At 48.4% G+C, this 19,931-nt stretch carries 20 protein-coding genes; 15 read left to right on the plus strand and 5 right to left on the minus strand.

What is annotated here, in order from left to right; genetic code table 11:
* Positions 1 to 100: 100 nt before the first annotated feature.
* The 4 genes from ACKTT9_RS09185 (at position 101) to ACKTT9_RS09200 (ending at position 3,237) form a co-directional block, all read left to right on the plus strand.
* Complete coding sequence (locus tag ACKTT9_RS09185; protein WP_407871308.1) at positions 101 to 451, plus strand: hypothetical protein; 351 nt, start codon at positions 101 to 103, stop codon at positions 449 to 451.
* An 18-nt stretch (positions 452 to 469) separates the two neighbouring features.
* Positions 470 to 1,456: an FAD:protein FMN transferase gene (locus tag ACKTT9_RS09190; protein ID WP_407871309.1), complete on the plus strand. Its 987-nt coding sequence runs from the start codon at positions 470 to 472 to the stop codon at positions 1,454 to 1,456.
* A gap of 21 nt (positions 1,457 to 1,477) precedes the next feature.
* Complete coding sequence (locus ACKTT9_RS09195; protein ID WP_407871310.1) at positions 1,478 to 2,050, plus strand: ferric reductase-like transmembrane domain-containing protein; 573 nt, start codon at positions 1,478 to 1,480, stop codon at positions 2,048 to 2,050.
* Between the two features lie 137 nt (positions 2,051 to 2,187).
* Complete coding sequence (locus ACKTT9_RS09200) at positions 2,188 to 3,237, plus strand: acyltransferase (protein WP_407871311.1); 1,050 nt, start codon at positions 2,188 to 2,190, stop codon at positions 3,235 to 3,237.
* Between the two features lie 1,096 nt (positions 3,238 to 4,333).
* Here ACKTT9_RS09200 and ACKTT9_RS09205 read toward each other — a convergent pair.
* Positions 4,334 to 5,362 (minus strand): NADH:flavin oxidoreductase/NADH oxidase, encoded by a 1,029-nt coding sequence (locus tag ACKTT9_RS09205; RefSeq protein WP_407871312.1) that lies wholly within the window; start codon positions 5,360 to 5,362, stop codon positions 4,334 to 4,336.
* Between the two features lie 180 nt (positions 5,363 to 5,542).
* Between ACKTT9_RS09205 and nfsA the strand changes: the two genes are divergently transcribed.
* The 3 genes from nfsA to ACKTT9_RS09220 all read left to right on the plus strand — a co-directional run bounded on the left by nfsA (position 5,543) and on the right by ACKTT9_RS09220 (position 8,196).
* Positions 5,543 to 6,271, plus strand: coding sequence for an oxygen-insensitive NADPH nitroreductase (nfsA, locus tag ACKTT9_RS09210; RefSeq protein WP_407871313.1), 729 nt, complete (start codon positions 5,543 to 5,545; stop codon positions 6,269 to 6,271).
* A 118-nt stretch (positions 6,272 to 6,389) separates the two neighbouring features.
* Complete coding sequence (locus ACKTT9_RS09215; RefSeq protein ID WP_307719955.1) at positions 6,390 to 6,677, plus strand: hypothetical protein; 288 nt, start codon at positions 6,390 to 6,392, stop codon at positions 6,675 to 6,677.
* Positions 6,678 to 6,867: 190 nt separating this feature from the next.
* Positions 6,868 to 8,196 (plus strand): DRTGG domain-containing protein, encoded by a 1,329-nt coding sequence (locus tag ACKTT9_RS09220; RefSeq protein WP_127458089.1) that lies wholly within the window; start codon positions 6,868 to 6,870, stop codon positions 8,194 to 8,196.
* Here the strand turns inward: ACKTT9_RS09220 and ACKTT9_RS09225 are convergent.
* From ACKTT9_RS09225 to ACKTT9_RS09235, 3 genes are all read right to left on the minus strand, one after another.
* Entirely contained in the window at positions 8,193 to 8,486 is a 294-nt protein-coding gene (locus ACKTT9_RS09225) for a YtpI family protein (RefSeq protein WP_127458088.1), read from the minus strand. The genes ACKTT9_RS09220 and ACKTT9_RS09225 overlap by 4 nt on opposite strands.
* A gap of 94 nt (positions 8,487 to 8,580) precedes the next feature.
* Positions 8,581 to 9,072, minus strand: a complete 492-nt coding sequence (locus ACKTT9_RS09230; protein ID WP_157322955.1) for a hypothetical protein — start codon at positions 9,070 to 9,072, stop codon at positions 8,581 to 8,583.
* The gene (locus tag ACKTT9_RS09235) at positions 9,069 to 9,401 is read right to left on the minus strand and encodes a YtrH family sporulation protein (RefSeq protein WP_127458086.1); all 333 of its coding nucleotides are present in this window, start codon (positions 9,399 to 9,401) and stop codon (positions 9,069 to 9,071) included. The genes ACKTT9_RS09230 and ACKTT9_RS09235 overlap by 4 nt, the downstream gene beginning before the upstream one ends.
* Positions 9,402 to 9,524: 123 nt before the next feature.
* Here ACKTT9_RS09235 and ACKTT9_RS09240 point away from each other — a divergent pair, with 123 nt between their 5' ends.
* The 8 genes from ACKTT9_RS09240 to ACKTT9_RS09275 all read left to right on the plus strand — a co-directional run bounded on the left by ACKTT9_RS09240 (position 9,525) and on the right by ACKTT9_RS09275 (position 18,720).
* Positions 9,525 to 13,124 carry a DNA polymerase III subunit alpha gene (locus ACKTT9_RS09240; protein WP_407871314.1) on the plus strand — a complete coding sequence of 1,200 codons (3,600 nt, stop codon included), beginning with the start codon at positions 9,525 to 9,527 and terminating at the stop codon, positions 13,122 to 13,124.
* A gap of 69 nt (positions 13,125 to 13,193) precedes the next feature.
* Positions 13,194 to 13,694, plus strand: coding sequence for a phosphatidylglycerophosphatase A (locus ACKTT9_RS09245; RefSeq protein ID WP_157322951.1), 501 nt, complete (start codon positions 13,194 to 13,196; stop codon positions 13,692 to 13,694).
* A 173-nt stretch (positions 13,695 to 13,867) separates the two neighbouring features.
* A complete protein-coding gene (locus tag ACKTT9_RS09250) occupies positions 13,868 to 14,056 on the plus strand; it encodes a hypothetical protein (RefSeq protein WP_057307280.1) in 189 nt (62 codons plus the stop codon).
* Between the two features lie 67 nt (positions 14,057 to 14,123).
* Entirely contained in the window at positions 14,124 to 14,990 is an 867-nt protein-coding gene (accD, locus tag ACKTT9_RS09255) for an acetyl-CoA carboxylase, carboxyltransferase subunit beta (RefSeq protein ID WP_127457415.1), read from the plus strand.
* Positions 14,980 to 15,954: an acetyl-CoA carboxylase carboxyl transferase subunit alpha gene (accA, locus tag ACKTT9_RS09260; RefSeq protein ID WP_127457416.1), complete on the plus strand. Its 975-nt coding sequence runs from the start codon at positions 14,980 to 14,982 to the stop codon at positions 15,952 to 15,954. The genes accD and accA overlap by 11 nt, the downstream gene beginning before the upstream one ends.
* Positions 15,947 to 17,701 (plus strand): pyruvate kinase, encoded by a 1,755-nt coding sequence (gene pyk, locus ACKTT9_RS09265; RefSeq protein WP_127457417.1) that lies wholly within the window; start codon positions 15,947 to 15,949, stop codon positions 17,699 to 17,701. The genes accA and pyk overlap by 8 nt, the downstream gene beginning before the upstream one ends.
* A 133-nt stretch (positions 17,702 to 17,834) precedes the next feature.
* A complete protein-coding gene (locus ACKTT9_RS09270) occupies positions 17,835 to 18,311 on the plus strand; it encodes an acyl-CoA thioesterase (RefSeq protein WP_407871315.1) in 477 nt (158 codons plus the stop codon).
* Between the two features lie 13 nt (positions 18,312 to 18,324).
* Positions 18,325 to 18,720 carry an FxsA family protein gene (locus ACKTT9_RS09275; RefSeq protein ID WP_407871316.1) on the plus strand — a complete coding sequence of 132 codons (396 nt, stop codon included), beginning with the start codon at positions 18,325 to 18,327 and terminating at the stop codon, positions 18,718 to 18,720.
* A gap of 42 nt (positions 18,721 to 18,762) precedes the next feature.
* Here the strand turns inward: ACKTT9_RS09275 and ytvI are convergent, their stop codons facing one another.
* Entirely contained in the window at positions 18,763 to 19,899 is a 1,137-nt protein-coding gene (gene ytvI / locus ACKTT9_RS09280) for a sporulation integral membrane protein YtvI (protein ID WP_127457420.1), read from the minus strand.
* Positions 19,900 to 19,931 lie beyond the last annotated feature (32 nt).

The following is a 19,931-nucleotide window of genomic DNA, read 5'->3' on the forward strand; positions in this document are numbered from 1 at the left end:
TTAAGTTTCAGTCTTTGTTAAGGCTATGCTCAGGCAAGTGAACCAGCTAACAAATATAATGAAGCTAAGATCAGGCCATTCGTTAGGAGGAGAGATAGGAATGAAAAAGTCCAAGTGGACAAAATGGCAGATTGGGATGGTCGTGGGCGTTCTCCTCTTCTATTTATTTCAAGAAGTGAAAGAAAGTCCGCAGTTTCTATCGGCAGTCTCCGCAGCTGCCTTATCCAAGGATCAAACTGCAACGGTAACGGCTCAAAAGGAAACCTCCAACAATCGGGTGGCGGAAAATACGCCGGTCCGTCGGGGGAGAAACCATGACCGGATGGCAGCGGGGACAGGGTCCACCGGATCAACAGGCTCCTCAGGCTCATCGAGCTCTTCAGGTTCCACAGGAAGCGCCGAATCTTCACAGCCACAGTTGAAAGCACATACTAGAAGTCAAGCTTCATAAAACAAGGAGATGGGCGTTATGCTCCAGGAATCAAGCTTTCGTTCGATGAACACGCAAATTCAGGTGATACTGGCTGCAAGCCGTGAGATGTCTGAATTTGAGCCGTTGATTCAGTCTTATTTTGCCAAGGCAGAACGGCGGTTTAGCAGGTTTTTGCCATCAAGCGAATGTTCCCTGCTTAATAGGAACTCAGGAAGCCGTTGTATGATATCGGATGAAATGGCGAATGTACTTGAGCTGTGCCAGCATTATTTTGCAGTGACGGAGGGCGTGTTTAATATTTTCATTCTTCCTGCGCTAGAGCATGCTGGTTACCAACGTAGTTTCGAAACGATAGCAAATGACGATGAATTCGCAGAAATATGCAAACATCCGCTGCTGCCATTCCCAAAGGATCGGTTACAGATAGATCTGGACACGACGATGTCATCCGTACGATTTCCTGCTAATCAGCAAATGGATTTAGGCGGCATTGTAAAAAGCTGGACCGTTCAGGGGGTATCGGATTTACTTCGCATCGAGCGGCAAATGCAAAGAGGTCTCGTGAATGCCGGCGGTGATGTTGAAGTATGGGGAGGCGCTTCAGACACGGAGCCATGGGTAATTGCTATTGATAGACCGAATAGCAGTCGTATACATCGGTTGGATGAACTTCTCCTCTTGCTAGCAGATGGGGCAGTTGCTACCTCGAGCACACAAAAAAGAAGTTGGCGGAACAGCGGAGGCAGTATGCATCATCTCATTGATCCTAGTACGATGAAGCCTAGCCGCTCATCCGTGATTCAGTGTTCTGTCGTAGGGGAGCATTTGGTTGAGTGCGAAATTTGGGCTAAGGTCATGTGCATTCGTGGGCTGGAAGATGGACTACCTCTTTTTAGACGCCATGCGCAGCGGTTGGAAGCTCTTATTTTTACAGAGGATGGAACTCTCCATCATGTGAAGCCGTCGGCGAATAGATTCAAGGATCAATGGTTAGGGCTTGAAGCAGACTTTGTATATGTTTGAAAAGGTTAGGAGGGAGTAAAATTGATTCAAATCCTGCTAGATTTACCCATTTGGATGTTGATTCGCGTATTTGGCATCTTATCTTATCTCAGTCTATTCGTGGGGATGGCGCTGGGCATTGCGTATAGCTTTCCTCAGTGGAAGGGTCAAACGAAGGCGCGGTTGCTTCGATCGCATACATATGCGAATCATTTGGGTACTTGTTTGGCTTTACTGCATACCGTGCTTTTGGTCATCGATACGTTCATGCCGTATGATTGGAAAGAGATCCTTGTTCCATTCGCGGCCAAGCATTCTGCGGTATTGAGTGGTACCGGCTCGATAGCACTGTATGGCTTGCTGTTGTTAATTTTCACGACCGATATCCGTCAGAAGCTGAAGAAGAAGCTTTGGTTCGCTTTCCATTTGCTATCGTATCCTATTTTTGCGTTAGCCCTGATTCATGGGTTATTTATAGGGACGGATAGCTCGAACATTTTGATCAAAACGATGTATGTGACTACTGCGCTCCTCTTGATTGGTTTAACTGTTTTACGTGCTGTTGTACGTCCCCGCAAACAAGCGGCCAGGGCGAAGGAGACGTATTCCGTTTAGCGCTTAGAAGGCTTCTATTTCAATGAAATAGGGGCTTTTTGCGTAGAAAAGAAAGTCATCTAAAAAGTTGCGAAATGTGTCGAAACTGTCTATAGTAAAAGGGATTGTTGAATACGAAAAGAGGACCTTAAACCGATATGGCCAAACAAAAAATTACGGAGCTGGATATCGTCAGAGCGATAGCTATCCTGGCTGTCGTCACGATCCACGTTACGGCAGACTGGACAGTAGATCCGACTTTGAAGGGCAGCAGTTCGCAGTTGCTCGTCTTATTTTTGAACAAAATGAGTTACTTTGCAGTTCCCGTGTTTATCTTTTTAAGCGGAATTGTGCTTTTCTACATTTATACGGATAATTGGAGCGCCAAGCAGGCCGGTGTCTTTTACTGGAAGCGGGTTAGGCAAGTCCTTGTTCCCTATATTGTATGGTCGTTTTTCTACTATATTTATAATCCGTGGCTATGGACGCCAGGGCATCCATTCAAGCTGGAACCACGTGTGTTCCTGGAGCAGCTAAAATGGGCGGATTCCGGCTATCATTTGTATTTTATGATCATTATTGTGCAATTTTATTTGTTGTTTCCGCTGCTGGTTTGGGCTGTAAGGAATGCGGCCTGGTTCCGCAAAACGCTGGCGCTTTGGGGGCTGGCTATTCAAGCCGGCGTGTACATATACAACCATTGGTTCGGGACCATCGACCACAAGCCGGAGCTGTGCATCACCTACTTTGCGTACTTCCTTATCGGAGGCGCAATCGGCATGAACTACGGGGCATTTCGCGCATGGCTGGAACGAAGCAAAGGCTGGGTCATTCCGGCTTCGATCCTCAGCGGCCTTGTCTATACGGGACTTTATTTGCTAGGCCTAAAAGGATATACGTTTGAGAATACTTGGTTCGAGGTGCTTTGGCTCCTGTATAGCATCGGAATCGGCATCAGCTTCATCTGGGCAGGCAAATGGCTTTTGCAAAAAGCCGCGCCAGTCGGCCGCTTCTTTGTCTCACTAGGCTCTGTATCTTTCGGCGTGTACCTGATGCATCCAGCGCTACTTTCTCTGTGGAAATATAAAGTGCAAACGCCGGGCTCTATTGTGCTCTTTCATATGTACAATGCGATCGTGCTGGTGCTAATTGTAGCGATTCCTTGGTTACTAACGCTGCTGTATCGGAAGGTAAGGAAGCTGATTTGATGAAAAAGACAGTGCAGGTGGTGTTTCCTGCACTGTCTTTTTTGGTGTTTGGGGATGATTCTGCCGATAGGGCGCGTAATCTTCAGAAGCGCTGAATTCGAAGCGTGCATTCAGCGAAGGGGAACTTCAGGGCGCTATTTCATCGAAATGCGCCCTTTTGCGCGCGGAGGGGAACTGGGGGCTCTTATTTCTTCATATTTGGCTGAAAACCAGCCAAATGTGAAGAAATAAGGCCTTGTAGTTCCCCTGGAGCTGCCATGACCCCACTGTTTACCGAAATAGTGGCCTGTAGTTCCGTTTTGTTGGCCGCTCAGCCTGGCTGTAATAAGTACAAAGGAGAAGAGCGAAGGCGCCCAAATCCAGGCGGTACGTTGTACAAAATGCAACCATTTCAGCTAAAACAGCCCAAATGAGCTCCTTGACGCTCTCTCCGTTGTAATAAGTACAACGGAGAAGAGCGAAGGAGCCCAAATCCAAGCAATATGTTGTACTAAGTACAACCATTGCAGCTAAAACGGCCCAAATCAGCTCCTTGACGCTCTTTCCGTTGTAATAATTACAACGGAGAGGAGCGAAGGCGCCGAAATCCAGGCTGTACGTTGTAGAAAGTACAACCATTGCAGCTGAAGCGGCCTAAATCAGCTCCTTGACGCTCTCTCCGTTGTAATAAGTACAACGGAGAGGAGTGAAGGAGCCCAAATCCAGGCGGTACGTTGTAGAAAGTACAACCATTGCAGCTTAAACGGCCTAAGTCAGCTTCCTTGACGCCCTCTCCGTTGTAATAAGTACAACGGAGAAGAGCGAAGGAGCCCAAATCCAGGCGGTACGTTGTAGAAAGTACAACCATTGCAGCTAAAACGGCCAAAATCAGCTCCTTGACGCTCTCTCCGTTGTAATAAGTACAACGGAGAAGAGCGAAGGCGCCCAAATCCAGGCGGTACGTTGTACAAAGTACAACAACTTCAGCTAAAACAGCCCAAATGAGCTCCTTGACGCTCTCTCCGTTGTAATAAGTACAACGGAGAGGAGCGAAGGCGCCGAAACTCAAGCATTACGTTGTACAAAGTACAACATACCAGCGGCGCCGACCAAGAACTCAGTACCCGCGCTGATACTGCCGCGGGATATAGGGCTGCTCATGCCCTAGCTGCACGGCAGCATGCGTTGCCCAATACGGATCGCGCAGCAAGCCGCGCGCGATGGCGACAAGATCCGCGTCCTCGTTAGCGATGACCGACTGCGCCTGTTCCGGATCCGCCAGCAGGCCGACGGCGATGACCGGCACTTGCAGCGCTTCGCGAATCTGACGCGCGAAAGGCACTTGATAACCGGGGGAGTTGCCCGGTTTCCGCTGCCCGGCAAGGCCTTCCCCGCCTGAGCTCACATGAAACGCATCGACGCCTGCGGCTTGATACGCTTTGGAGAGCTCGATGGCGTGATCGATATCATAGCCGCCGTCCGCGTACTCAACGGCAGAAATACGGAAAATAAGCGGCATGTCGGCAGGCATTTCTTTTTTCACCGCTTGAATGACTTCCACACCGAATTGGGCCAGATTTTGCCCATAGATGTCGTCTCTTTTATTCGTTAGCGGCGACTGGAATTGATGGATCAAATAACCGTGAGCGCCATGCAGCTCGATGGTATCTACCCCTGCTTGCACCGCGCGACGGGCCGCGTCGCCGAACAGCTTCACGATGTCCCGTACTTCATCTGTCGTTAACGCTCGCGGCATTTTGTAGGCATCACCCGGGAACGGGATAGCCGACGGCGCGACAGGAACTTCCGCGTCTTCTGCTTTGCGGCCTGCATGAGCAATTTGAATGCCGATTTTTGCACCATGCGCATGAACGCCGTCAATGATTCTGGCGAATGCAGGGATATGATCGTCCGACCAAATGCCCAAATCATGATCTGTGATACGGCCATCCGGATGCACATCCGTCATTTCCATAATAAGCAGGCCTGTTCCACCAATTGCGCGTGTAAGATAGTGGACGTAGTGCCATTCATTAGGTTTTCCGTCCTTAGCTGTTACTGAATATTGACACATCGGCGCCATGACGATGCGGTTTCTAATTTGCAAGCCTTTCAGCTCATAGGGAGAAAATAAATCTTTTTTCATGATGATGCACCTCCGATAATATAAATATCTAGATATCTAGATATCTTCTGCCAAGTTAGGCTGCAACGTATGGCAAAACTATGTACCCTAGTATCGGTTGTATTATAATTAAATTCAAGTAGCCACTTTTAAGTGCTATAGTTACTAAAAGTATACTATTGGGAGAAAGGTTGCATCGATATGAACGAAATCATTCAGTTATTGCAAAATCATCGCTCGATTCGCAAGTTTACGGATCAACCTGTCGCCGACGAGCAGCTAAAAAACATCCTGGTTTCCGCACAAGCGGCTTCAACCTCCAGTAACATGCAGGCATATAGCGTCATTCACGTATCGGATAGCGAGTTAAAAAACCAACTTGCCGCGTTCGCCGGCAATCAGAGTTATGTCAGCGAATGTCCGGTGTTCCTCGTATGGTGCGCGGACTTGCGGCGTTATTCGCAGGCTTCACACCGGCATGCGGATACGCCAATAACCGGCAATGCGGAGAACTTCATCATTGCCACAGTCGATGCTGCACTCGCTGCGCAGAATGCAGCCATTGCGGCCGAGTCGCTCGGGCTCGGCGTCGTCTACATCGGCGGGCTGCGCAACAAGCCCGCTGAGGTCTCCCAGCTGCTGGGCCTGCCGCAGCTGGTATATCCCATCTTCGGCATGTGCATCGGCACGCCGGATCAAGAGCCGCTGCAGCGTCCGCGGCTCCCTCTTGAAGCCGTATTCCACGAGAATCGGTATACGGATAACGAAGAAGCGGTTCGTCAGTATGACGAGACGATCCGCGACTACATGCACGTTCGTTCGGGTGGCAAAGTCGATACGACGTGGTCCAAGGAGATGGCGGGCAAGTCGCAGCGCCCGCGCGAGCACATGAAAGCTTTCCTTAACTCGCAAGGCTTCGGAGAGGTCTGAGCTAAGCTCTAAACTTTCGATTCTTTTCGCAGATGAACTCATATTGCAAGAACTTGTCTCATACATATGAATGAGGACTATGAAGACAGGCTTGGAGAGTTCATCAGGCGAAAGGAGTGTGATCAGGTTGAAAGGCTTTAAAAATGTCGTGTACATGAGCGTAGCGCTAGGCATGCTGATTTATTCGCTGCCCCAATTGCAGCTGCGGGAAGTTGGTTCCCTGCCGATGATTTTTAGCAGCATTTGGATCGCTATGGCGCTGCTCGTTATTGCGTCTCATTTGCATCAGATTCTGGGTGTGGATGAAGAGAAGCGGAGAGAGCTTAAGCGCATTAATCGGATGAAAAAATGGCAGCTGGAGCAGCTCGTTCAAGGCCGCAGAAAAATGCTGCAATTTCGTAAATAGCCCGGAACGGGCGATGCTAAGCTTTACCTTTTGACAACGAACATATGTTTGGTATAATACAAATGAAGCATCCAATCCAATAGGGTTGGATTTTTCTTATTATAGATGTTGTTCGCATTGTTCTTGCTCTTTCGAACGTTTATACTAGTAGTACAGAGTAGTACAGGAACAGGCGAATGGGGTGTAACAGTTGGATACTCAATCCGTTGATGCGTTAACGAAACATGAACAAATTTTACGTCATATAGAAAGCTTGAAGCTCGGCAGTCGAATCTCCGTTCGCAAAATTGCCAAGAACATGGAAGTAAGTGAAGGCACGGCTTACCGGGCGATCAAAGAGGCCGAGAATCAAGGTCTCGTCTCAACCAAAGAACGAATCGGAACCGTGCGAGTGGAGAAAAAGCTTCGGCAAAACATCGATAAACTCACTTTTGCAGAAGTCGTGAACATGGTGGACGGACAGGTGCTTGGAGGCTCGCGAGGACTGCACAAAACGCTGAACAAATTCGTCATTGGCGCGATGGAGCAGGACGCCATGATGCGATATATCGAAGCCGGCAGCCTGCTTATCGTCGGAAACCGGAACGAAGCACATAGTTGTGCGCTCGAATATGGCGCAGGGGTGCTGATTACAGGTGGATTCGATACCAGCGCAGAAGTGAAGCTGCTTGCCGACAAGCTGGAGCTGCCGATCATTTCAAGCAGTTACGATACTTTTACGGTCGCCTCTATGATTAATCGAGCGATTTACGATCGTTTAATTAAGAAGAAGATTATGCTTGTCGAGGATATCTTGGCGTCGGGTGCCTCGCTCTATGCGCTTAAGGCGAACAGCACGCTGAGAGACTGGCAGCGACTGTCGGAGGATACAGGCTATAGCCGTTTTCCGGTCGTCGATGAGTGGAATCGCATTATCGGCGTTGTGACGTCCAAGGATATGGTCGGGGCGAACGCTTTGCAGACGGTCGATAAACTCATGACGCGCAGCCCACTCACGGTCACACCGCAAACATCGGTAGCTTCTGCTGCCCACATGATGGTGTGGGAGGGCATCGAGCTGCTGCCTGTTGTGGATTTGAACCGCAAAATGGTGGGCGTGCTGAACCGCAGCGATGTGCTCAAAGCGATGCAGTATATTCAGAAGCAGCCGCAGAACGGGGAAACGTTCGAGGATTTGATTTGGTCCGGTTTGGAAGAGGTCAGAGATGAGAAGGGAACACTGCAGTTCCATGGCGTCATAACCCCTCAGATGACGAATCATCTGGGCACCGTGTCAGAGGGAGTTCTTACAACATTAATGACCCAAGCGGCCTACCGCATTGTGCAGGAATTTAAAAAAGGCGACCTCGTCATGGACAACATGTCCACCTATTTCCTCAAACCGCTGCAGATTGATTCTAAAATAGAAATACGACCCACCATTATTGAGGTGAGCCGTAAATTTGGCAAAATCGATGTGGAAATTTATCATGCCGGAGCTTTGGTTTCCAAAGCGATGCTGACCGCTCAAGTCATCTAGCGCAGCAAGCGATCGAAGTGCCCGTGATTGCGAATGCCTGCGAATAAGTTAAACAAGCCGAGCAGGACCAGTACGGTGCCGAAGATCCGGCGGAAGCTGGATTCGCTGAAGAAGAAGAGCTGCGTGATGGCAATCATCACCAGCATCAAGCCCATGCAAATATTCATGCGAGCGGAGTAGAGACCGCGTTTGGCGGGTTCCTTTTCACGGCGCGCCCGAAAGCTGAAAAAGACCGATAGGGCAAGCAGCAGGCAAATGAGAGAAAATAAAGAAACTTGAATCGCGAACATGTGGTTCATCCGTCCTTTTAAGCGAGTTTACTGTTAACTTTAGCGATTTTGGGCGGAGAATGCAATCACATCTCGTACAGATCATTCCAAATAATTAAGTTCGCTTTTCTTGGGCGGTGATCCAAACGGTCAATTCCGTCTGAATTAACACGATCGATTTCACTTCAACAATATATTTTTTATCATGCAAAACGTAGGTTTTTTGAGTAATCAACTTCTCATAAAGCGGTTGAGCGTCTTTGACATAAGTGGCTTTCTGGCCGATGACGAGCTTGAGCTCGCTTTTAATATCACTCTCAATTTCCTTCTGAATATCTTCGCTAATAAGCTCATCCTGATTTTTGGGAACCAGATGCACATTGACGACATTAATTAAGGATTGTTTATTTTTTGTCTTGTTTAAACTGTCGATATCGGCCCGCAAATCACGATTTTCTTGCAGATATTTATGCATTTCCACATATAACTGCGTGTAGGTATGCTGATGAATGCTCATATAGACGGCGCTCCCAATGATGGCTCCCGAAACCATCAGTGCAAAGTTCGCAAGCAAGCGCTGATAGCGGGCAAAAGGAGGAACCCTCAAGGCTGGTGGCCTCCCTTGCAGATCATTTGGATGAGCGAGGTACCGATTTGCGCTCCCACGAAGGCGACGACAATCAGAATGATTTGTTTGATCGCAGGATTCAAATGTCCAACGGCTACATGACTTTCTATATAGCGTATCGGATCAATCGTGCCGCCTACTGCAGCCACCATGGCCCAGATTTTAATATTTTCAGCCACAGTCATCATTTTCTCCGTCGGTGATTGGAGGGTCAGCACAGCTGCAATGCCGCTTAACATGCTGCCCCCGAAGACGACCCCGAAAGCAATGCAGAAATATAAAATAATATTTGCCCAAAAGATTCCCATGACTTTACCGCTTCCTTTCCCATCCGTTATGGAGGACAAACTCTCTATACTTAATGTATGGGAATGCACGTCTACAATATGATAATATGTAAGGAATAAAATGAGAGCAGGGAGGAAATGCTGATGAGTTCGTTTGTACACTTGCACGTGCATAGTGAATACAGTTTATTGGATGGTGCCGCACGCATGGAGGAGCTTGTTACACAAGCAGCTAATCTGGGCATGACCTCTCTGGCTTTGACGGATCACGGTGTGATGTACGGAGCTATTGCCTTCTACAAAGCGTGCAAGCAGCGTGGCATTAAGCCCATTATTGGGTGTGAAGTTTATTTTACAGCAGGCTCCATTCGCGAAAAAGGGACAAGACAAGAACAGCCGATCTATCATCTTATTCTGCTTGCCAAGAACTACCAAGGTTATCAGAATCTGATGAAGCTTTGCTCGATTGGGCATTTGGAAGGCTTTCATTATAAACCGCGCATTGATTTGGAACATCTATCCAAGCATTCTGAAGGGCTTATCTGTCTGAGTTCCTGTCTAGGCAGCGAGATCTCGCAGCATTTGCTGCATAATCGGCACGATGAAGCTAGAGAGGCAGCAGAGCGATATCAACGTATTTTCGGGGATGACTTCTTTCTGGAGATCCAGGATCACGGCATGATTGAGCAGAAAAAAGTCATGGTTTCCATGATCGAGCTGAGCAAGCAAACGGGCATTCCGCTGATTGCGACGAACGATGTCCACTATGTGACGGAGCCGGATCATGTCATGCAGGATATTCTGATCTGTATTGGCACTGGCAAAACCGTGGATGATACGGATCGGCTCAAAATGGGAACAAGCCAGATGTATTTGAAAAGCGAAGAGGAGATGCGGCGTTTATTCGTCCATGTGCCCGAAGCGCTGACCAATACGGCTGTTGTGGCTTCGCGCTGCGAGCTCGAGCTTGAGTTTGGCAAGTCGATTCTGCCAAGCTTCCGTCCAATTCCTGAACAGCTAACTTCAGTCGAATATTTAAGAGAGCTGTGCGAGAAGGGCTTGAATCAGCGGTATGGGGCAAAACCGGAATGGGAGCAGCTGGATTCGCCGCTGAGGAAACAAGCGGAAGAGCGCTTGGCTTATGAATTAGGCGTTATTGAGAAAATGGGATTCTCCGATTATTTCTTGATCGTATGGGATTTCATTCGTTTTGCCCATGAGAAAAATATCATGACAGGTCCAGGGCGGGGTTCCTCGGCCGGAAGCCTCGTCGCTTATGTGCTGCGCATCACCAATGTCGATCCGCTTCAATATAAGCTGCTCTTTGAGCGCTTTCTGAATCCAGAGCGGATTACAATGCCCGATATCGATATCGATTTTAGCGATGAACGTCGGGATGAAGTTATTGATTACGTCGTTGCCAAATACGGGCATGAGCATGTCGCGCAAATTATTACCTTCGGAACGATGGCGGCCAAAGCGGCGGTCAGAGATGTCGGACGTGTGTTGAACGTTCCTTACGGAGATGTTGATCGCGCGGCGAAAGCCATTCCGAATCAGCTCGGCATGACGTTGACGGAGGCGCTGCAGGTCAGTTCGGATCTCAAGTCGCTAGTCGCCAGACAGCCCAAGACTGCAGAACTGCTTGAAATGGCTATGCGTGTAGAAGGCATGCCGCGCCATGCATCGACGCATGCGGCCGGGGTCGTCATTTCCAGAGAGCCGCTTACGCAGTATGTCCCCCTGCAAGAAGGGACGACTCAGACGGCGCTAACGCAATATACGATGGAGCATTTGGAAGCCATTGGACTTTTGAAAATGGATTTTCTAGGTCTGCGGACTTTGTCGATTATTGAACGAACCGTGGATTGGATTGCCCAGATGGAAGGCTTGCACCTGGATTTTGATGGGCTGGATATGGACGCGGACGCGGTCACTTACGGCATGCTGAGCAAAGGGGAAACGACCGGTGTTTTCCAATTGGAGTCAACGGGTGTCCGCAAGGTGCTGAAGGACTTGAAGCCTTCTGTTTTTGAGGATATCATCTCCGTTCTGGCCTTGTACCGTCCGGGCCCGATGGAGTTCATTCCCAAGTATATTTACGGGAAACATGGTCAAGTGGAAGTGGTGTATCCGCATCCGACGTTAGAGCCGATCCTTCGGGATACGTACGGCATTATCGTGTATCAGGAGCAAATTATGCAAATTGCCTCCTCGATGGCGGGTTTTTCCTTAGGAGAAGCAGATTTGCTACGGCGCGCGGTTTCCAAAAAGAAGCGGGAAGTACTCGACGAAGAGCGTGCCCATTTCGTGAAAGGCAGCTTGCAGCAAGGGTTTAGTGCGGATGAAGCGAATCATGTTTACGATATGATCGTCCGTTTCGCCGACTATGGCTTTCCTAGAGCTCATGCTACGGCCTATGGGGTATTGGCCTTTCAGACCGCCTATCTCAAAGCACATTACCCGATTTATTTCATGGCTTCTATGTTAACTGCTGTGATGGGTAATCACAGGAAGGTGGCCGAATATGTCGATGAGTGCAGACGGACGAAAATCGCTGTTCTTCCGCCGGATGTGAATAAGAGCGGAACGGTGTTTACGCCGGATCCTCAAACAGGAGCGATCCGCTTTGGGCTTGCGGCTATCAAAAATGTAGGCACGCAAGCGATCGATGCCATTTTATTTGAACGTAAGAAGTCTTCCTTCGAGAGTTTGCTTGATTTCTGTAGACGTGTGGATCTCCGGGTCTGCAACAAGCGGGTCATCGAATCATTGATTCAAGGCGGAGCGTTCGACTCCCTGGGAGGTCACCGTGCTCAGCTTATGGCCATTCTCGACGAAACGATCGCTTCCGCTACAAAATGGCGCAAGGAGCGGGATGACTTGCAGCTTCACTTGTTCGGCTTCGTCGAAGAGCCGAATTGGGAAGTCGAGTATCCGAACATACCGGTCATGCCGCAGAGCAAGCAGCTGGAACTGGAGAAGGAGCTTTTGGGCATGTACATCTCGGGGCATCCGCTGGATGCCTACACACAGCCTCTTGAGGAGATGGACGCGGCCATGGTCTATCAGCTCGCTGACCTGCCGGATAACAGCGAAGTGCTTGTAGCCGGGATGATCCTGTCGCACAAGACGATCATTACCAAGAAAGGGCAGCCCATGGCGTTCATGGAGCTGGAGGATCGCATCGACAAGGTCGAGGTGGTGCTCTTCCCCGAGACCTGGAAGCACGCGGCTCCGCTCGTGCAGAAGGGCAGACTCGTCCTCGTCCGGGCGAAGCTGCAGCTTCAGGACGAGGATCCGCCCAAGCTGCTCGCCGATCAGGTGGCCGCGCTGGACGACCCGGCGGCCGTTCAGCGCCTTCGCCGGCAGCCTGCGGCGCCTAGGCGCGCGGTTGGCGCAGCCGGCGGCCAGCCTGCTCGCGCGGCTGCCGTTTCCGGGGCAGCGCGCAGCGGCGCCGCGGTCAAGCAAGCGGCCCCGGATGCGGGCCGCCAGGCACCCGCTGATGAGGCGAAGCCTCAGCGGGTGTTCGTCAAGATCTCGGCTGACTGCGAGCAGCCGGATAAGCTCTTGCAGCTGAAGGCGCTGCTGAAGCTGCACAAAGGGCCGCTCGCGGTTGCGCTTTTCTACGAAAGCAGCAACAAGCTTTTGGCCCTGAGCGACCAATACTTGATCGATCCCTCCAAGGATCTGATCCGGATGATTGAAACGATCATGGGTAAAGATTCCGTAAGGGTGAAATAAAGCATGCTTCCTCCGCATATGAATAGGAACCCGGCATTTCAGGGGCATTCCATGTGTAGGAGGGGACTTATGACCGAACAACATATGATCCAATTGCTGCAAAAACGCGGTGTGACGGTGGAACAAATTTCCGAAATTGTGTTCAAGCTGCAGAAGCCCTATAATGTTCATCTGACGGAACAAGAGTGTACCGACAGTGTAATGGCTGTACTTGCCAAGCGGGAAGTGCAGTACACGCTGTACACGGGCATTGCACTGGATGAGCTGGCCGAGAAAAAGCTGCTGCCCGAACCTCTGCAATCCATCCTTGAGGCAGATGAACCCTTGTTCGGTGTTGATGAAACACTGGCCCTAGGCATTGTGCATGTATACGGAATGATCGGATTAACCAGCTTTGGCTACCTGGACAAAGAAAAAATGGGAATTATTAGGGCTCTCAACGATGATAAGACTTCTGTGCATGTTTTTCTGGATGATTTAATTTGCGGATTAGCGGCTGCTGCGTCTGCAAGAATCGCCCATCAGAATGAGCATGCGCCTGATTATAGCAGTAAATTACGTCTGGACTAACTCGTTTAGTTCAGACTTCACTTTTTTTTCATGAACGTGCTCTGTTGCGGGAAAAAGAGAAATTATGATATCATTATTCCATTGTGTGTGCCTATGCTTATTACAGGATGTTTATTATCATCGTACTAAATGCCCTAATCCATGTAGCAGTACTTCATAGGAGGTTTTTTTTCATGTGGACGGTGATATACATAGCTCCTACCGCGAAAATTGCAGAGCGGATTAAACAGAGGCTGACCGAAGAAGGATTTCTCGTACAAGTAAGAGGCATCTCCTTATCCAAAAATCAGTTTGAAATTGTCGTTCCCGCAGGGGAAGTTGAAGAAGTACAAGAAGTACTCAATTCTATTTTACATAGATAATGAAAAGTAGAAGCAAGTAACCTGGCTTGTCAGAGATTCACGATAACAGCCAATTAGAGGTGGAAATGTGCTAAAGGATTTATTTCAAAAGCGTAAATACGCAACGATTCCTTCCGAGAAAACAAAAAGGGAAATTCCCGAAGGGTTAATGAATAAATGCCCGAAATGCGGTACCATTCAAACGAGTAAAGAGCTAGAGAAAAACTTAAAAGTCTGTACAGCTTGCGGCTACCACTATCGTTTAAGCGCATTGGAACGTATTCAATTAACGCTCGATGAAGGCCAGATTCTGGAATACGATGCGGATATGATTTCTGAGGACCCTTTGCAGTTTCCTGATTATGTTGAGAAATTAGATAAAGCGAAGAGCACGACGAAATTACAAGATGCGATTATTACCGGTGAAGGCACCATTGGCGGCTATCCGGTTGTGATTGCGGCAATGAGCTTTGATTTCATGGGCGGATCACTTGGGTCCGTTGTAGGAGAGCGAATCACGAGAGCTGTTGAAGCTGCCATCGAGAAGAAAGTTCCTATTATTATTTATTCCACTTCAGGTGGCGCTCGTATGCAAGAAAGTATTCTAAGTTTGATGCAAATGGCCAAGACAAGCGCAGCCTTATCCAAGCTGAGCAACGAAGGCGGGCTGTTTATTTCCGTCATCACGGATCCAACTTTCGGCGGTGTATCCGCAAGCTTTGCGATGCTGGGTGACATTATTATCGCTGAACCAGCAGCACCGTTTGGATTCACAGGCCGCCGTGTTATTGAACAAACCATTAAACAAAAGCTGCCGGATAATTTCCAGACATCAGAATTCAATCTCGAGCATGGTCAGCTCGATAAGGTCGTACCTCGCAAGGATCTGCGACCTACGTTAATCAAGCTGTTGGACATGCACGGAGTGAAGGGGGAAGCGACTTATGGCGGGTGAAATGCCGTTTGAACAGCCGCTGGCGGAACTGAAGAGCAAAATTGCTGAGCTGCGCAAATTTGGAGCAGAGAAGCAAATTGACTTTTCGGAAGAAATTCGCCGTTTGGAAGAAAGATACGCAGAGCTTGAGGATGAACTTTATGCAAGTATGTCTTCTGCGGAAAAAATGCAATTGGCTCGTCATCCGCAAAGACCGACGACGATTGATTATATTTTATCTATTTTTACTGATTTCATAGAGTTTCATGGAGATCGCTTGTATGGAGACGACCTTGCGATTGTAGGTGGACTAGCCAAATTTAACGGCATTCCCGTTACGGTTGTCGGGCACCAAAAAGGGAAAGATACGAAGGATAATATTGCTCGCAACTTCGGTTGTCCCCACCCGGAAGGCTTCCGTAAGGCGCTGCGCATGATGCGCCAAGCGAACAAGTTTAACCGTCCAATTATTACGTTTATTGATACGAAGGGCGCATTCCCCGGGAATGCCGCTGAAGAGCGTGGTCAAGGAGAAGCGATTGCCAGAAATTTGCTGGAAATGGCCTCTTTTCGCGTGCCGATCATCTGTATTGTCATTGGTGAAGGCGGCAGCGGCGGCGCGTTGGCATTAGGAGTTGGCAACAAGGTGTTGATGTTGGAAAATGCGATTTATTCGGTTATCAGTCCGGAAGGCGCGGCTTCCATCTTATATAAAGATGCTTCCAAAGCTTTACATGCGGCAGAAGCAATGAAAATTACGGCAGATCACATTAAGGATCTGAACGTCATTGACGGCATCATCCCAGAGCCAAAAGGCGGCGCACACCGTGATCTGGCTGCACAAGCAGAATTTATTAAAACAGCGATCTGGGAACAGCTTCAGCCTTTGCTGAGCTTGACCGAACAGGAGCTGTTAGAGGACCGTTACCGTAAATTTAGAGACATTGGTCGGTTCACATTCACTCAGGAGGGAAACCATGCGTAAAACGAAAATTGTCTGTACCATTGGACCAGCAAGCGAATCACAAGAAAATTTGAAAAAACTCTTGTTAGCGGGAATGAATGTTGCCCGTCTCAACTTCTCCCACGGAGATTTTGAAGAGCATGGCGCACGTATCCGCAACCTTCGCGCTGCATCCGCTGAGACTGGCAAAGTAGCAGCTATCTTGCTTGATACGAAAGGACCGGAAATCCGTACCGGTAAATTGAAAGAAGAACCGATTGAGCTTGTTCAGGACAAGCACATTGTTTTGACAACAGAAGAAATTTTGGGAGATGCAGACCGTATCTCGGTTACTTACTCGGATCTGCCGCGTGACGTTGAAGTAGGATCCACGATTCTGATCGATGACGGCTTGATTGGTCTTACTGTTGTTGACATTCGTGGAACTGAAATCGAGTGCCGTATCGTCAACGGTGGAACAATCAAAAGCAAAAAAGGCGTTAACGTGCCAGGCGTGAAAATCTCCCTTCCAGGTATCACAGAAAAAGATGCCAACGATATTATTTTCGGTATCGAGCAAGGTGTTGATTTCATTGCAGCTTCCTTCGTTCGTAAAGCGAGCGACGTTATGGAAATTCGTGAATTGCTAGAAAGACATAACGCAACGCACATCCAAATCATCAGTAAAATTGAGAACCAAGAAGGCGTAGACAATCTGGATGAAATCCTCGAAGTTTCCGATGGTTTGATGGTTGCCCGTGGAGATCTTGGTGTTGAGATTCCAGCTGAAGATGTGCCGGTTGTTCAAAAACAAATGATCAAAAAATGTAACATCGTTGGTAAGCCGGTTATCACGGCAACGATGATGCTTGATTCCATGCAGCGCAACCCGCGTCCAACTCGCGCAGAAGCAAGTGACGTGGCGAACGCCGTATTCGACGGAACAGACGCAGTAATGTTGTCTGGTGAGACAGCTGCAGGGAAATACCCAGTTGAGTCCGTACAAACGATGGCTCGTATTGCTGAGCGTGCAGAAGAAGCTTTGGAATACAAAGAAATCTTCCTTCGTCAAGCACAAGCACAACAAGTTACAGTTACGGAAGCTATCTCTCAAGCAGTAGCTAACTCGGCGCTGGAGCTTGGAGCGAAAGCGATTTTGACAGCTACAGAAAGTGGATATACAGCAAGAATGGTATCCAAATACCGTCCAAAGTCACCGATCATCGCGATTACACCAAGCGAGCAAGTGATCCGTCGTTTATCTCTCGTTTGGGGTGTTATCCCTGTAATGAGCGAACAAGCCAAAACGACAGACGAGCTGTTCAACCTTGCAGTGGATAGCAGCATCAAAACAGGACTCGTGTCCTTAGGTGATATCGTTGTTATCACGGCAGGTGTCCCAGTTGGACGTTCTGGAACAACGAACTTGATCAAAGTTCATCATGTTGGCGAAATGCTTGCCAAAGGTACTGGTATCGGTATGCAAACGGCTACGGGCATCGTTGTCACAGCTCGCACACCTGAAGAAGCTAATGCCAAAATGGTTGATGGAGCCGTGCTAGTTACGGTAACTACAGACAAAGAGTACATGCCGGCTGTACAAAGAGCTTCCGCGTTAATTACGGAAGTTGGCGGTATCACTTCTCATGCGGCTGTTGTTGCGCTTAGCCTGGGTATCCCAGTTATCGTAGGCGTTGAGAACGCTGTTGAACTTATTAAAGATGGTACAGAAGTTTCGATCTATCCGGAAGTAGGCATTATCTACTCTGGACAAGCGAGTGTTCTGTAGGATATAAACGAAGAGGTTATCTAGAAAGGGCTGTTAAGACCCGTCTGGATGGCCTCTTTTTTGTTGCCGAGGGAACTATGCTCCGCCCAAAAGAGAGTTCCTCCATCCACTATGTTATACTTAGCACATAACAATGTCTCAGGAGGAATGGATAATCATGAACGAGGAACACTGGTATCAGCACCAGCTGCGCGTGCGATATGCGGAAACGGATCAGATGGGTGTTGTGTATCATGCCAATTATTTGAACTGGTTCGAAATCGGGCGAACAGAGCTGATCAGGGAGCTTGGCTATCCTTACCGCAGAATTGAGGAACAAGGTCTGCTGCTTCCCGTTGTAGAAGCGGATCTGAAGTTTAAGAAGCCGGCTCGTTACGACGATTTGGTAAGTGTTAACACTCGCGTATTGGAGATGACCTCGGTGCGCCTCCATTTTACCTATGAGATTCGTAAAGTGAACGAGGATGCGGCGGAAGGCGTAGAAGAGAATTCGGGGGAATTACTTGTAACAGGAACAACGCGGCATGTTTGGGTGAATCCTTCTTGGAGGCCAGTACGTATAGAGAAGGAAGCGCCGGAATTGTGGCAGCTGTTATCTAAGTACTCTTAAAGGGGATGGGCTAATGCTTCGTATCATTCTTGCTATTTTCATCATAGTGCCTGCCATTGAAATCTCTGTGTTGATTGCACTCGGTCACTTTATCGGCGGCTGGACGACATTCGGGCTTATCCTGTTAAGTGGTTTCCTGGGCATTTATTTCGCTAAGCGCGAGGGGCGCAAAGTGTTGGAATATGCGCGATTCGAGTGGTCGCAAGGGCAACTGCCGGCGCAGCAATTGATGGATGGCATTTGTATTTTCCTCGGCGGTATTTTGTTGATTACACCAGGCTTTATTACGGACATCTTTGGGTTTCTGCTTGTTTTTCCGTATACGAGACCGATATTCAAAGTCATGCTGCTTGCTTTGATCCAAAGACAAATTAGTAAAGGTAATATTCATTGGATTAACCGAAGATAAGCCGCACAAAAGCAAATCATCACAATAAAAGCTCGGACCCTCTTATTCAGAAGGTGCCGAGCCTTTTTTTATGTAGGTAGCGATATCATGAAAGATTCTTGCCCGATAAAAAGCGGAAATGAGAATGAGGGACACAGGGCCAATAATGAGCCCAAGGAGACCGAACAGCTTCAGCCCCACGAACATCGCAATTAACGTAGCCAAAGGATCTAGACCGACGGAGGAGGCGAGTACTTTAGGCTCCATAATCTGTCTGGCTATCACGATGACGCCATACAGGACACTAAGTCCGATCCCCAGAACCAGATTGCCTTGCGCAAAAAACACGTACAAAATCCACGGTACCATAACCGCGCCTGTTCCCAAGTAAGGCATCAAGTCTGCCAAACCAGTCAGTAAACCGATGGTGATGGCATAGTCGACACGCAGGACAAGCAAACCGATAATGACAACCAATGCGGTCAGCGATACCAGGATAAGCTGTGCGCGTATGTACCCGAACAATGCTTTTTGCAAATCGTTGCGAATCAATTGCGTGGTTTTCACGATGAGATCGGAGAAAATGCCTTTGTATCTTTGAATGAGTTGGTACCAGTCTTTACTTATAAAGAAAGTAGCTAACATGATGATAATCGTAATTGTTGCAATATTCGGCAGCGAGGTGAGCAAGCTTTTGAGCGTGTTAAAGACATAATTAATAATAAATTTACTCACATCAGCAATGGAGCCTGCCGTGGACGAGAGGTTGTTATTAACGGTTTCCTGATATTTGGGGTTATTTTCAAAAAACTCATTGATTTTCTCGATCCAATCTTGGAAAGCTGTTGAATTGATGAACACATTGAACTGCTCCACCCAACGGTTAATCTGAAGCTGCAGGGTATCCGCAAGCGATCCTAATTCCACAACAATATTGGCAACCAACAGGGTGATGGCCGTAACCATGGCTGCTAAAAAGAGAAGCATAGAGAAACTGACGGCAAGCCATCGCGGAAATTTGAGCTTGAATTGAAAAAAATTCACAATTGGATTGAGCATAAGCGCCAAAATCCAGCCAAAAATAAAAGGATAAATCAGTGGGATAACGTAGTAGAAAGCGTAGGCGATTCCAGCTATGATTAAAGCCACCCAAATACCTCTGAAAATCTGGTGAACTAAGCGCGGATTGAGGATACCCATCGTTCTTCTCTCCTTGGTTCAGTTCCTTGTAT

The sequence above is a fragment of the Paenibacillus sp. P36 genome (assembly GCF_045866505.1).
GTDB classification, from domain to species: Bacteria; Bacillota; Bacilli; order Paenibacillales; family NBRC-103111; genus Paenibacillus_E; species Paenibacillus_E chondroitinus.

What these genes read in the sequence shown, in the direction of transcription:
- pyk (WP_127457417.1), top strand. Translation starts at nt 15,947, where the DNA reads ATGCGTAAAACGAAAATTGTCTGTACCATTGGACCAGCAAGCGAATCA.
- ACKTT9_RS09235 (WP_127458086.1), bottom strand. Translation starts at nt 9,401, where the DNA reads ATGGGAATCTTTTGGGCAAATATTATTTTATATTTCTGCATTGCTTTC.
- ytvI (WP_127457420.1), bottom strand. Translation starts at nt 19,899, where the DNA reads ATGGGTATCCTCAATCCGCGCTTAGTTCACCAGATTTTCAGAGGTATT.
- ACKTT9_RS09185 (WP_407871308.1), top strand. Translation starts at nt 101, where the DNA reads ATGAAAAAGTCCAAGTGGACAAAATGGCAGATTGGGATGGTCGTGGGC.
- ACKTT9_RS09200 (WP_407871311.1), top strand. Translation starts at nt 2,188, where the DNA reads ATGGCCAAACAAAAAATTACGGAGCTGGATATCGTCAGAGCGATAGCT.
- ACKTT9_RS09225 (WP_127458088.1), bottom strand. Translation starts at nt 8,486, where the DNA reads ATGTTCGCGATTCAAGTTTCTTTATTTTCTCTCATTTGCCTGCTGCTT.
- accA (WP_127457416.1), top strand. Translation starts at nt 14,980, where the DNA reads ATGGCGGGTGAAATGCCGTTTGAACAGCCGCTGGCGGAACTGAAGAGC.
- ACKTT9_RS09270 (WP_407871315.1), top strand. Translation starts at nt 17,835, where the DNA reads ATGTCTCAGGAGGAATGGATAATCATGAACGAGGAACACTGGTATCAG.
- ACKTT9_RS09275 (WP_407871316.1), top strand. Translation starts at nt 18,325, where the DNA reads ATGCTTCGTATCATTCTTGCTATTTTCATCATAGTGCCTGCCATTGAA.
- ACKTT9_RS09245 (WP_157322951.1), top strand. Translation starts at nt 13,194, where the DNA reads ATGACCGAACAACATATGATCCAATTGCTGCAAAAACGCGGTGTGACG.
- ACKTT9_RS09190 (WP_407871309.1), top strand. Translation starts at nt 470, where the DNA reads ATGCTCCAGGAATCAAGCTTTCGTTCGATGAACACGCAAATTCAGGTG.
- ACKTT9_RS09240 (WP_407871314.1), top strand. Translation starts at nt 9,525, where the DNA reads ATGAGTTCGTTTGTACACTTGCACGTGCATAGTGAATACAGTTTATTG.
- nfsA (WP_407871313.1), top strand. Translation starts at nt 5,543, where the DNA reads ATGAACGAAATCATTCAGTTATTGCAAAATCATCGCTCGATTCGCAAG.
- ACKTT9_RS09250 (WP_057307280.1), top strand. Translation starts at nt 13,868, where the DNA reads ATGTGGACGGTGATATACATAGCTCCTACCGCGAAAATTGCAGAGCGG.
- ACKTT9_RS09205 (WP_407871312.1), bottom strand. Translation starts at nt 5,362, where the DNA reads ATGAAAAAAGATTTATTTTCTCCCTATGAGCTGAAAGGCTTGCAAATT.